The organism is Tateyamaria sp. (genome assembly GCF_039945315.1).
Classification (GTDB): Bacteria; Pseudomonadota; Alphaproteobacteria; order Rhodobacterales; family Rhodobacteraceae; genus Tateyamaria.
Genome location: NZ_JBDUXB010000045.1, coordinates 204,986 through 216,673, shown reverse-complemented (window position 1 = coordinate 216,673; position 11,688 = coordinate 204,986). Strand labels below are relative to the sequence as shown.

Here is an 11,688-nt window from a genome sequence, read left to right as displayed (position 1 = left end):
GGAAAATCTCGTCCCGCGCGTCGATCTCGTCAATCACACCGGCCAGCTGTTTGCACGGCACCGTGGTGACAAAGGAGATACCGTTGGCGACAAGATCATCCGTGATCTTTTTGTCTATGTTCATAGCAGAGGAGGCCTTTCTAGGTTTGGGAGGAGCGCAATGTCAGGAAGACGCGCGATGTACGTGAACGGCGCAACCGGCATGACGCACGACGCGTGATGCGGTTGAACCAAGGAAATAGTCGGACAGCCCCGGCTTGTGAGATCCGATCACAATACAGTCGACGCCGTGAGAGGCGGCATAGTCGATGATCGTGCGAGAGGAATGCCCTTTGACGATTACGGGGGTCACGTCCGGGTGGTCTGACAACTTGTCCTCCAGCTCGGCGCGCGCCTTGTCAAAACCTGCAGCAACGGTTGCTTCGTCCAGATAGGCGCTCACGGACCCTTGCGGAGCTTCATGAACATGCAAAGCGATGATCTCGCCACCGCTGGAACTCAAGGCGTTTGCAATCCCAAGCGTGTGGGTCGAAACGCCGTGATCCAGCGCCATCGGAACGAGGATTTTATTGTACATGTTGCGTCTCCAAACGGATTGTTGCTGTTGTCATGCCCACGGGTCCAGAATGATCTTGGGCGCCGCCACAGCGCCTGCGCGCAAGGCCGCAAAGGCTTGGGGGCCGTCCGTCAGGCTGCGCTGTTCGGTCCAGTCGAGCGGTCCAAGCGATCCGTCGAAGATAGCGGCACAGGTGTCGCGAAAATCCTGGGATGTGTAGGTGTAGGTCCCGATAAAAGTGATTTCCTGCAAAGTCATGCGCCGGACATCAAGACCACCAAGATCTTCGCCCAGCCCTATGTGGACGATCACACCGCCGGGGCAGCATCGCTCTGACGCGATGGCGCGGGTGGCGGCATAGCCCACAGCGTCAATGACAATGGCATGGCTGCCCGTTCCGACCGCCACGGCATGTTGCCCGCACCGCTCGATCAGGTAGGCGCGGCGCGCATCGTTGGGTTCGGCGATGGTCACGTCTTGGATGCCTTGCGCCTTGAGCGCCAAAGCAGCTGCCAATCCAATCGCACCCCCTCCGATCACCAGTGCACTTTGTCCCAAACCATGATCCATCGCCTCAAGCCCCAGACGCACCGAATGCCAGCTCACGGCCAAGGGTTCAGCCAATGCCGCCCTTTCCAGCGGCACATGGTCTGGCACCACGATCAGATTCTCGTCACGCATCGCGACATATTGGGCAAAGGCCCCCTCGCGCGGTGGCATCGAAATAATCAAACGCTCTGGGCAAAGATTTTCGCGCCCTGCACGACATGCGGTACAGACACCGCAATTGACCAGCGGATTAATCGTCACCCTGACACCTTCGCGGGGGCCCCCTTCGATGACACCTGCGGCCTCATGACCAAGGATCAGCGGCGCGGGCCTGCGTGCATCATGACCCAGATATGCATGCATATCCGAACCGCAAATGCCCGAGGCAGCGATGCGGACCAATGACTGGCCATCGTGCAAGTCGGGCATGGGCACATCTCGTACCCCCAGCGTTTCAACGCCTTCATACACCAGTGCTTTCATTTTGCTGTGAACCCTCCGTCAACCATCAGCGTTTGGCCCGTAACATAGCCAGAGGCATCCGAGCACAAAAACAGAATGGGTCCGTCCATATCTTCGAGCCGCCCGTTGCGCCCAATACAGGTCTGCGCCGCGTTGCGTTTTGCGCGCTCGGGGTCAGAAAACACAGCGTTGGTGAGTTCGGTTGGAAAAAAGCCAGGGCCAATGGCATTGGCGGTGATCCCATGAGACGACCACGCCTCAGCCATGGCGCGGGTCAGCTGTGCAATGCCTGCTTTGGTCGTGCCGTAAGCGATGCCGCCCGGGAAAGCCCGTGTCGTTTGCAGCGAGGCAAAGTTGACGATCCGCCCCCACCCTTTGACCTTCATGGCTGGCACAAGGGCCTGGCTCAGGAAAAACGGGGCCGAGATGTTGAGGGCGACAGTCTGATCCCAGCCTTCGGGCGTGACGTCATCGGCGGCTTGGCGTGTGTTGATACCTGCCGCATGGATCAGGATATCAGGACTGCCAAACGGGACTGAGATAGCCTTGGCCAACTCTGGGATTGCGTCCCGGTCCGCCACATCCGCGACAACCGCCGCCGCCTGTGCGCCGATTTCATTCGTGAGACTATCGAGTGCTTCTGCGCGCCGCGCGACGCCCACGACGTGCGCTCCGGCCGCAGCAAGAACGAGGGCCGCCCGCCGTCCGAGGCCGGAACTGGCCCCGGTGATGCAAGCAACCCGACCTGTTAAGTCAAAGATATCGCGTGGATCAGCCATTCGCAGTCAGATCAAACTCTTCATCGGGGAAGTATTTGGCCAGACGCACATCTGCGGCCCGAGCATGTCCTTCCATCCCTTCGAGGCGCGAGATGCGGGCGGTGGCCTCGGCCACTTGTTTGGCGCCATCACGGGTGGCGCGCTGCCAAGTGACAATCTTCATGTACTTGTGGACAGACAGACCACCGGTGTAATTGGCGGCTCCGGATGTCGGCAAGACGTGGTTCGTTCCTGTCGCTTTGTCGCCGTAAGACACAGTCGTCTCTTCCCCCAGGAAAAGCGAGCCGTAGCAGGTCAACCGCTCCAACCACCAATCGAGGTCGTCGGCTTGCACCGTCAGATGCTCAGGGGCGTAATCGTCAGAACAGGCTGCCATTTCTTCGCGATCTGCGCATAAAATCACCTCGGCATAATCGCGCCATGCGGCAAAGGCGTTTTCGCGGTTCACATCTGGCAGATCATCGATCAGGCCCGGAACCAAGTCCATCACCTTTTCGGCAAGATCGCGGTCATCCGTGACCAGCCAAACGGGCGAGTTGTAGCCGTGTTCAGCCTGGCTCACGAGGTCGGTTGCCACGATATGTGCGTCTGCAGTTTTGTCAGCCAGAACCAGACTGTCTGTCGGGCCGGCAATCATGTCGATGCCGACGCGGCCAAACAGGATCCTCTTGGCTTCAGCCACGAATTGGTTGCCGGGGCCCACAAGGATGTTGGCCTTGGGCAGGCCAAACAGGCCGAAGGTCATCGCAGCAACACCCTGAACACCGCCCAATGCCATGATCTTGTCGGCACCACACAAGTGCGCCGCATAGATGATAGCGGGCGCTACGCCTACGCCCGGACGGGGCGGCGAACATGCGGTGATGTGACCACACCCTGCCACTTTGGCCGTGGTGACCGTCATGATGGCGGATGCGATGTGACTGTAGCGTCCACCGGGCACATAACAGCCCGCAGCATCCACCGGGATCGCTTTCTGGCCTGCAACCATACCGGGCACGATCTCGACTTCAACGTTAGATACAGTGCCTTTTTGAGCCTCAGCAAAGCGTTTGACATTGTCATGGGCGAACTGGATGTCGGCCTTTAGCTTGTCTGGAACAAGCGCTGCGGCTGCTTCGATCTCTTCGGCCGTCAGCATGACGTTGCCTTCGTAGCGGTCGAATTTGGCGGCATATTCCTTTGCCTTGGCGTCCCCACCCGCCTCGATATCGGCAAGGATGGTCTTGACGGTTTCATGGACTTCCGACGCATCAGATTTGGCCGTCAGGGTCGCTTTCTTGAGGTATTCGCGTGTCATTGTCTTGAGGTCCTACTGGTAGATTTCAGGCAGGAACGTCGTCGACAGCGCTGGCACATAGGCAATCAGCAGCACGACGAAGAACATGCACAGAACGAAGGGAACGGCGCGGACGGCGATCTTGAGAATAGATTCTCCGGTGATGCCCGACACCACAAAAAGGTTGAGCCCAAGGGGCGGTGTAATAAAGCCAACTCCCAAAGCGGTGATCATCATGATGCAGAACTGGATTTCGTTCATGCCGATGTTGTCTGCCAGCGGCTTTAGGATCGGCGCAAGGATCACGATGTTCGGCGTTGTTTCCATGACGCAGCCCGCTGCGATCAGGATGCCGATCATCAGGAGGATCAGCAGCCAAGGTTCGTCCGTGAGGCCCGTCACCGCCGTGACAAACCCTTGCGGTACGCCCATAATGGCCAAGGCCTCGGCCAAAGGTGCCGAAAAGGCGATAATGGGCAGGATGACACCGTTCACTTTGGCTGAACTGACCAGCATGGCCGGGAAGTCCGCAAAGCTGAGGGTACGCAGGATAAAGCCCATCAGGATGGTCACCACCACGGCGGTTGCACCCGCCTCGGTCGGCGTCAAACGGCCTGAGAAGATGCCGTAAAAGATAATGCCGGGCACGATGAACGCGTACCAACCTGATTTCAGCGACCGACCCAGATTACCCAGCCACTCGCTGAACGTCATCTGACCGCCGCCTTCATAGGAATAGATGCGATTTACGATCAGGTTGGTGATCAGGATCGAGATCAGGATGCAAAGCCCAGGAATAAGCGCGGCCAAGAACAGGGTCGAGGCGGATATGCCGAGCACAAGACCGATGATAATGTAGGCGATGGAGGGCGGGATCAGGATGCCGGTACAGGCACCCGCGGCAACCAGTGCGCAAGCGTATGGTCGGGGGTAACCCGACTCAACGAGACGCGCGATGGTCATGCGTCCGACCGCAGCCGCACCCGCAGCATCAGAGCCGGAGATCGCAGCGAACATGCCGCAGACAAGAACCGTAGCTGACCCAAATCCGCCCTTGGTAAAGCACGTCAGAGCCTCAGCCACATCGAGGAATTTTCGACTGAGCCCGGTGCGCACAAGCACATCGCCCGTCAGGATAAAGAGGGGGATGGCCGTCAGTGCAAAAGCGTCGATGCCGGTAAACAGCTTTTCGCCGACGAGGCTCAGAGGCAGATCACCCGACATCACCAGCATCATGATCGCGGAGGTTCCAATGGCCGCCCAGACGGGCACAGCCAGCGCAATGAGGGCAACAAAAATGATGACCGGAAGGTAAAAGTCCCAGCCAAGTTCGACCGTTTGTTCAAAGGTTTGCCAAAGCATCTAAATCAACCTTCTTCAAACAGTGTGTCGCCTTCAAACACGGGCTTGCCCGTACGAAGACAGTGAAAATCACGGATCATGGATTGGATCAGTCGGAACACGATCAAGCCAAAGCCCAATGGTACAGCCATCAGGAACCAAACCTTGGAGACGCGTAGCCCGTCTGTTACCGAGCCGAACTTGGCAGAGACGTGAACCGCCTCGTATGACCAATAGAGCGCGATGACGGCAACGCCGAACATCACAAGATCGCCAATGATATACAGCAGCGCCTTTGGTCGCGGACTAAGGTAGTGCATGATCACGTCGATACGGATGTGCGCACGTTCCTTTACAGCGGCCGCAGCCCCTATCCACGCCAGATAGATGAATGAGTAGCGGACAATCTCTTCGCCCCAGATTGAGGAGAATGAGAATATTTCGCGGCGCAGCACTTCGATGGCCATTGTGATGACCAGCATCACGTAGAAAACCAAAAGCAACCAGCGCTCGGCATCGCGATCAATTCGGCGCAATAAATCCATATTGGAACCTGCTGACTAGCCGAACAGAACAATCACGCCTCGGCGCGTATCTCATTCTGTGGCGGAAAAGGGATGTCGGGCGCCCGCGTGGCGCGCCCGATCTGGCAGCTTACGCGTCGTGCACGTAGTACTTGCCTTGCGTGCCTGCGGCTTCTTCCATCTTGGCGAAGTTGTCCATGGAACCGGCAAGCTCGACCTTGAACTCGTCCCATTCGGAACGCTGATAGCCACCTGCGGCTTTCCATTCGGCCAACTGGTCTTCGCTCAGCGAGTGGAACTCGACGCCTGCCTTGACCAGTTCCGCCATCGCATAGGCGCGGGCCGAAGGTACTTTGGCAAGGTTCTGGTGCGCGGTCATTTCTGAGCCCCACATGATGCCTTCCTGCACGTCTGCTGGCATTGAGTTGAACCATTCGAGGTTGCAGGAATAGACTTGGCTGTCAGGCACGGCTTGCGTGAAGGTTACGTGGCTTAGGATGTCTTTGAAGCCAAAGACTTCCAGCGCACCAACCGAAGGATCCAATGCATCGGCAACGCCCTGTTTGATGGCCGATGGTGTCTCACCCCAGGCCACTGGCGTCGGGTTGGCTCCAACCATCCGGTAGTACTGTTGCAACATTTTGGAACCGGGCACACGGAACTTCACGCCTTCCAGATCGGACGGTGTGATGACAGCGCCAGCGCCGCCTTTGCGCACAGCGACGACGCGCGGATCGATGTTCACGTAGAAAAGCGCCTTGAAGCCGTTTTCTTCAACTTTGGGCTCCACGGCTGTTTTCCAGAATTCGGAATTGACGAGGTTGGTGAAGCGTTGGTTCGAGCCGCACAGATAAGGCATGTTGATCAGGTCAACGGTGGACGCAAAGGGTGCGAAATTGGACAGAGAGTGTTGCGCTGCCTGGATCGTACCGCCTTGGACGGCCTGAACGAGGGCACCGCCTGCACCGAGCTGACCGCCGGGGGCGAGCTTGACATAGACTTTGCCGTTGGTGGCGTTCTGGATGTTCTCTTTGAGGTCCAGCTGCATGATCGGGTAGCCGCGTGATGCGCCGACAGGGTAAGCCGTGGCCAAGACCATGACGTGTTCGGCCGCGGCCTCGCGTGCGCGTTCTTCATTCGCGCTTTGGGCTGCGGCTTTGGATGACCAAAGCATACCACCGGCCCCAGCGACCATGGCTGCAGTAAACCCGCCTGTCGCTGTCAGTTTCAGAAAATTCCGGCGCTCGGCCGACGCAAGTTCCTTGCGGTCTTCGTTCATTTGGTTTCCTCCCAGAAAGTCCTTAACTGCCGTTTTTGTTATTTCGGTCAGCTTCTTTTTGAAGAATGGCGACGACAAACAGGATCGACGCGGCAAACAGAACCAGCATTTCACCGACATCCCCCAGAAATGCGCTTGAGGCATATGCCCCGAGAGCGACGTTGGCGAAGTACACGACAAAGACGATCAGGGAAGCGACAAGGAACATGAGAGAAGGCCCGAAATGATTATTGTTCTGACGCTATTGTAAGCGCTTACATTTGATTCGTGCAAGCGCTTACATATGAGATGAACTCTTTGACTTTTTGAAAGATTGCGTTCAAGAAAACTGAAACCCAGACAGGCGGGATAATGTCCACGACTCGAACCGTTCCAACGCTAGACGATGTCGCTAGAAAAGCAGGCGTGTCGACCGCCACGGTATCGCGCTGTCTGAATACTCCGGAACGGGTTGTGGAGCGCACCCGTACTCGGGTGATGCGTGCGGTTGAGGAACTCGGTTACACGCCGAATTTCGGTGCGCGGGTCATGGCCGCCAAGCGTACTTTCACGATTGGGGCCATTATCCCAACCATGGAGAACGCCATTTTCGCACGTGGGTTACAGGCTTTTCAGGAAGAGTTGCATGCACGCGGCTACACACTGCTGGTGTCCAGCACCTCGTACAAACCCGAAATCGAGGCCGAGCAAGTGCGCGCACTTGTGGCGCGCGGCGCTGATGGCTTGTTGCTGATCGGATATGCCCGCAACCCCGATATCTATGACTACCTCGGCCAGCGCGCGATTCCTGCCTTACTTGCCTGGGCGTTTCTACCTGGCGCTGAACCGGCCTGTATCGGTTTCGACAATCGCAGATCAATGCAAGCCTTGGCGAACAAGGTGATTTCGATGGGTCATCGGGACATAGCGGTCATTTCCGGCATCGTTGAGGGCAATGACCGCGCCGAGGGTCGCCGACAGGGCATCATGGATGCAATTTTGGAAAATGGCCTCGACCCCGCAAAGATTCCAATTGTCGAAACCCCGTACGATATTGAGAATGGGGCACTGGCCTTTGATCAGTTGATGGAAGGCGAAACACGACCGACGGTCGTGATGTGCGGCAATGACGTTCTGGCCGCCGGTGCAATGCGCCGAGCACGCGAACTGGGCTTTTCCATTCCGGAAGACATTTCAATAACTGGGTTTGACGACATTGAATTGGCCCGCATTCTCACTCCCACCTTGACCACGGTACACGTCCCCCACCGGGAAATGGGACGCCGCGCCGCCGCCGAACTGGTCCGCATGGTCGAGCAACAAAGCAATGGCCTGTCCGAACAGTTGGAAAGCTCTCTCGTGCTGCGTGAGTCCCTCAAGGACCTAAACTAATCTTGCAGAGTTGATGCAGCTCTGAGTGCTCAATTTGATTGTCCTATCGGGAGCTGCTGAACGTCGCTTCGTTTGGTCTCTCGCACTTTGGCGCCGCAGCTTCAGCTCCCCAATCGATATCGTCGACGTCGAAGTTATGGTTTCATGTACCCGTAACAGCGCTGCATGACTTGGGCAAAAAGTTCAAAGAATTTGGGGTAAAAGTAAATGCAAAGTTGCGCACCCAGGTCGCATTGGAAATGCAAGCCATGAAGGCTGGGGCATTCTTCGGCTAACCGTTTTCTTGCTAACCCGCTTTCGGTGGAACCGCGCCGTTTTGGACAAACCATGACGCATCTACGCTCAATCCAACCACTGGGAAGCCACCAGCAACAATTGAGCCGAGCCTAAACACATTCGGAATGAACCACCACTTATTAGTAAGCTGCAAATCTCGTCAGCGGAGCAATCGAGCGCTCATTACATTCCGACCGTTCATCGATTGACTTGTCACTGCACTGCGGCCAACCGCAAGCCGCCTTTGGTGGTGGATGAGCCTCCCCCTTAATCTCCGAAACACGTAACGCGGCGTTCAGTGCGCTCTTTCGTGAAATACGCGTCGCAAGCTTGCACAAAGTGCTGGACGATGCGCCTCGGCTGCGCCCGATCGTACCCGACGGCAAGGGTCAATGGGCGCAGCGGGTCTGATATCGGCCGGCTCACCACTCCAAGACCGCTGTAAGCTTCTTCTGTTAGCGGCCGCATATTGAGAACTGCACAGCCATGGTCTTGGCTCACCAGGCTTCGAACCATCTCTGTCGAATTGGCGTAGGCGGCTATTTTGATATCAGCTCCAAAATCCTTGAAGAGCTTTTGATAATAGGACGCAACCACGGGTCGGTCGAGAACGACGAGTCGCTCCTGCGCAATCTGCGCAAGGCTCACAGTATCCTTGCAGGCCAAGGGATGTGACGTGGGAAGCAAGCAGTACGGTGGTGCCTCGATCAGAACATCGTAGTCGACAGACGCCTTTGTCCCTTCCGTGACAAAAAGAATGACGTCGAAATCGCCGTTTAACAGCCCGTCCTGCGCTTGATCGTTGTCGCATTCCTGAAGATGCAGAATTGCGCCGCTGTTCTTGGGCAGGAATTTCGCAAAGATATCTGGCAGAAACGCAGGCGCAACAGGCGCGTAATAGCCAACGCGCAAGTCGCCTCCGAGAGATTGTTTCAGTTCTGCCCCCTCTAAAAGGATAGACTGGTAGTCCTCCAGAAGCCGGTCGAATTTTTGAGCGATCAAACGGCCGTTGGTGTTCGCAGTGATCCCACGCGATCTTTGCCGGGTGACCAGCGTCAACTCGAAACTTGCCTCAACCTGATCGATGGCTGCGGACACAGCCGAGGCGGCGATGTTCAGCTGTGCAGCAGCTTTTGAAATGCTGCCAAGCGACACCGCTGTGCTGAAATACTGCATGGATTTAAGAGAAACAGACGTCATTCATCAGAATTTCCGAGCTACTTCGTAGATTAATTCTGTTTGCTGCAGGAATGCGGTCGTGTCAATGTTGCGCAAACAACCTCAAAGGCGACGGCATGTCCGAAGAGCAACTCAAAGGGTGGAACCATCTGCCCGAACTCCCGTTGAAAACTTCTCCGTTTTTCATCTGGCCGCTGAACCTGATTGAGATGTTCAAATGGGTCTGGAATTCCTGGTTTCTGATCACTGAAAAGCTGATCATCGTAGGGATCGCCTTTGTCTGCTACATCTGGTTTCAGCCTTCGCTGGAGACGGTTCAAACCTTCGAATGGGGTTGGGTCGCTCAGATGTATCTCCGCAACATCGTACTGACCCTGCTGGTCGCAGGATCGTTGCACTTGTGGTTCTACACCTACTCCGCTCAAGGCAAGCAGCTGAAGTTTGATCCGCGTCCTCTGATGATCAACGGGCGTCAGTTCACTCTAGGCGGTCAGGTTCGCGACAACATGTTCTGGACGCTCGGCACAGGCGTTCTGATCTGGACAGCCTTTGAGGTTCTGCTGTTCTGTGCGCTGGCAAACGGCCACATGCGCTTGATTACTTTTGAGGCGAACCCGATTTGGTTCATTGCAATCTTCTTTCTCATCCCCATTTGGGAGAGCTTTTATTTCTATGTCATCCACCGTGCCCTGCATGTCCCGTTTCTGTACAAGCACGTCCATTCACTGCATCACCGCAACATCAACGTCGGGCCATGGTCCGGCATGTCGATGCATCCGGTCGAACAAATCGTTTTCCTAGGTTCGGTATTCGTGCACCTGATAATCGGGGCGCATCCGGTGCATATTCTGTTCCACCTGCAATATTATTTCCTGACTGCCATTACGACACACACAGGCTTTCAGGGGCTACTTGTAGGCGACAAGAATCGGCTCGCCTTGGGCACGTTTCACCACCAGATGCATCACCGCTATTTCGAGTGTAACTACGGCAGTCTCGATATCCCCTGGGACAAGTGGTTTGGATCGTTCCACGATGGGACAGTTGCCGCCAACGAAAAGATGCAAGAACGGCGAAAAAGGATCATGGGCAAATGAACGGATCGCTCACCATCATGGACCTGCGCGCTCTCAAGGGCGTTCGGCAGATCAGTTATGTTCAGGTGGCGCGTGAGGAAGAGGCGATTGCCGCAGCCGAAGCAGGCATGGACATGATCGGGACGGCTTTCGTTCCCGAACGTGCGCATTTCGCCAAAGCTGTGCCTCAGACCCATTTTCAGTTTGGCCTGCCGTGGGGCAAACATGCCGACGCCACAGAAGCGTTGCGTGACGCCATGGCCGCAATGCAAGCGGGCGCGCAATCGGTTTATTGCGGCTATAGTCCGACCTTGGTTGAGGCGCTGGCGCGTGAGGGTGTACCGGTCATCTGCCACGTGGGTCTGGTGCCGCCCAAGGCCACGTGGACGGGCGGTTATCGGGCGGTAGGAAAGACCTTGGATCAGGCTCAGTCGATATGGCAGTCGGTTCAGGACTTTGAACAGGCGGGTGCGTTTGCTGTGGAAATGGAAGTGGTCGCTGCCCCCCTTGCCGCTGAAATTACCAAGCGCACGTCGATGCTGACGATCTCGCTGGGCTCCGGAGGCGGCTGTGACGCACAGTACCTCTTTTCGGCGGACATCCTGGGTGAGAACCGCGGCCATACCCCCCGCCACGCGAAGACCTACAGAAACTTTGCGGCTGAGCGCGATCGGATGCAGACTGAACGAGTCGCGGCCTACAAGGAATTCATCGCGGATGTGAACTCGGGCGCTTTCCCGGAAAACAAGCACAGTGTCGGCATGGACGAACAGGTTCTCAAAAAAGTTTGGAACGGCCAACCAAACTAAACTCGCACCCAATTCGGCCGAAACCCTATCCATTTCCCGCCAAGAACAACATTGGCGCCTCGTGCTGCATATTATGGAATCGAATGAGTGCAATGCGGACACAACATCTTGTTGCTACTTCAAAGACTACTCTTACCGCTTTGCACCTCAGCCGCCCTTGAATCTTCCACTGCATCGCGACCGGCTTTAAAGATGCGGACGCTCGATC

Annotated in this window: 12 protein-coding genes and 1 pseudogene; 3 read left to right on the top strand and 10 right to left on the bottom strand. The window is 56.5% G+C overall.

Annotated elements, in window-relative coordinates:
- The 9 genes and pseudogenes from ABJD00_RS14780 to ABJD00_RS14740 form a co-directional block, all read right to left on the bottom strand.
- A pseudogene (locus ABJD00_RS14780) lies at positions 1-124 on the bottom strand (sulfopyruvate decarboxylase subunit alpha); the annotation flags it as partial.
- Positions 125-163: 39 nt separating this feature from the next.
- Positions 164-577, bottom strand: coding sequence for a universal stress protein (locus tag ABJD00_RS14775; RefSeq protein ID WP_413836169.1), 414 nt, complete (start codon positions 575-577; stop codon positions 164-166).
- A 30-nt stretch (positions 578-607) separates the two neighbouring features.
- The gene (locus ABJD00_RS14770; RefSeq protein WP_413836172.1) at positions 608-1,588 is read right to left on the bottom strand and encodes an alcohol dehydrogenase catalytic domain-containing protein; all 981 of its coding nucleotides are present in this window, start codon (positions 1,586-1,588) and stop codon (positions 608-610) included.
- Complete coding sequence (locus ABJD00_RS14765) at positions 1,585-2,346, bottom strand: SDR family NAD(P)-dependent oxidoreductase (protein ID WP_413836174.1); 762 nt, start codon at positions 2,344-2,346, stop codon at positions 1,585-1,587. Before ABJD00_RS14765 ends, ABJD00_RS14770 begins: the two co-directional genes overlap by 4 nt.
- Positions 2,339-3,646, bottom strand: a complete 1,308-nt coding sequence (hisD, locus tag ABJD00_RS14760; protein ID WP_413836177.1) for a histidinol dehydrogenase — start codon at positions 3,644-3,646, stop codon at positions 2,339-2,341. The genes ABJD00_RS14765 and hisD overlap by 8 nt, the downstream gene beginning before the upstream one ends.
- Positions 3,647-3,658: 12 nt before the next feature.
- Entirely contained in the window at positions 3,659-4,987 is a 1,329-nt protein-coding gene (locus ABJD00_RS14755; protein ID WP_413836180.1) for a TRAP transporter large permease, read from the bottom strand.
- 5 nt (positions 4,988-4,992) lie between these two features.
- Positions 4,993-5,511, bottom strand: a complete 519-nt coding sequence (locus ABJD00_RS14750) for a TRAP transporter small permease (protein WP_413836183.1) — start codon at positions 5,509-5,511, stop codon at positions 4,993-4,995.
- Between the two features lie 109 nt (positions 5,512-5,620).
- Positions 5,621-6,769 carry a TRAP transporter substrate-binding protein gene (locus ABJD00_RS14745; RefSeq protein WP_413836185.1) on the bottom strand — a complete coding sequence of 383 codons (1,149 nt, stop codon included), beginning with the start codon at positions 6,767-6,769 and terminating at the stop codon, positions 5,621-5,623.
- A gap of 22 nt (positions 6,770-6,791) precedes the next feature.
- Positions 6,792-6,977, bottom strand: a complete 186-nt coding sequence (locus tag ABJD00_RS14740) for a hypothetical protein (protein ID WP_108839179.1) — start codon at positions 6,975-6,977, stop codon at positions 6,792-6,794.
- A 143-nt stretch (positions 6,978-7,120) separates the two neighbouring features.
- Between ABJD00_RS14740 and ABJD00_RS14735 the strand changes: the two genes are divergently transcribed.
- Positions 7,121-8,140 (top strand): LacI family DNA-binding transcriptional regulator, encoded by a 1,020-nt coding sequence (locus ABJD00_RS14735; RefSeq protein WP_413836188.1) that lies wholly within the window; start codon positions 7,121-7,123, stop codon positions 8,138-8,140.
- 543 nt (positions 8,141-8,683) lie between these two features.
- Here ABJD00_RS14735 and ABJD00_RS14730 read toward each other — a convergent pair.
- On the bottom strand, positions 8,684-9,616 hold the full coding sequence (locus tag ABJD00_RS14730) for a LysR substrate-binding domain-containing protein (RefSeq protein ID WP_413836191.1): 933 nt from the start codon (positions 9,614-9,616) through the stop codon (positions 8,684-8,686).
- 95 nt (positions 9,617-9,711) lie between these two features.
- Between ABJD00_RS14730 and ABJD00_RS14725 the strand changes: the two genes are divergently transcribed.
- Together ABJD00_RS14725 and ABJD00_RS14720 are read left to right on the top strand one after the other, a co-directional pair.
- Entirely contained in the window at positions 9,712-10,692 is a 981-nt protein-coding gene (locus ABJD00_RS14725) for a sterol desaturase family protein (protein ID WP_413836193.1), read from the top strand.
- Positions 10,689-11,480: a 3-methyl-2-oxobutanoate hydroxymethyltransferase gene (locus tag ABJD00_RS14720; protein ID WP_413836195.1), complete on the top strand. Its 792-nt coding sequence runs from the start codon at positions 10,689-10,691 to the stop codon at positions 11,478-11,480. The genes ABJD00_RS14725 and ABJD00_RS14720 overlap by 4 nt, the downstream gene beginning before the upstream one ends.
- The last annotated feature ends 208 nt before the right edge of the window (positions 11,481-11,688 follow it).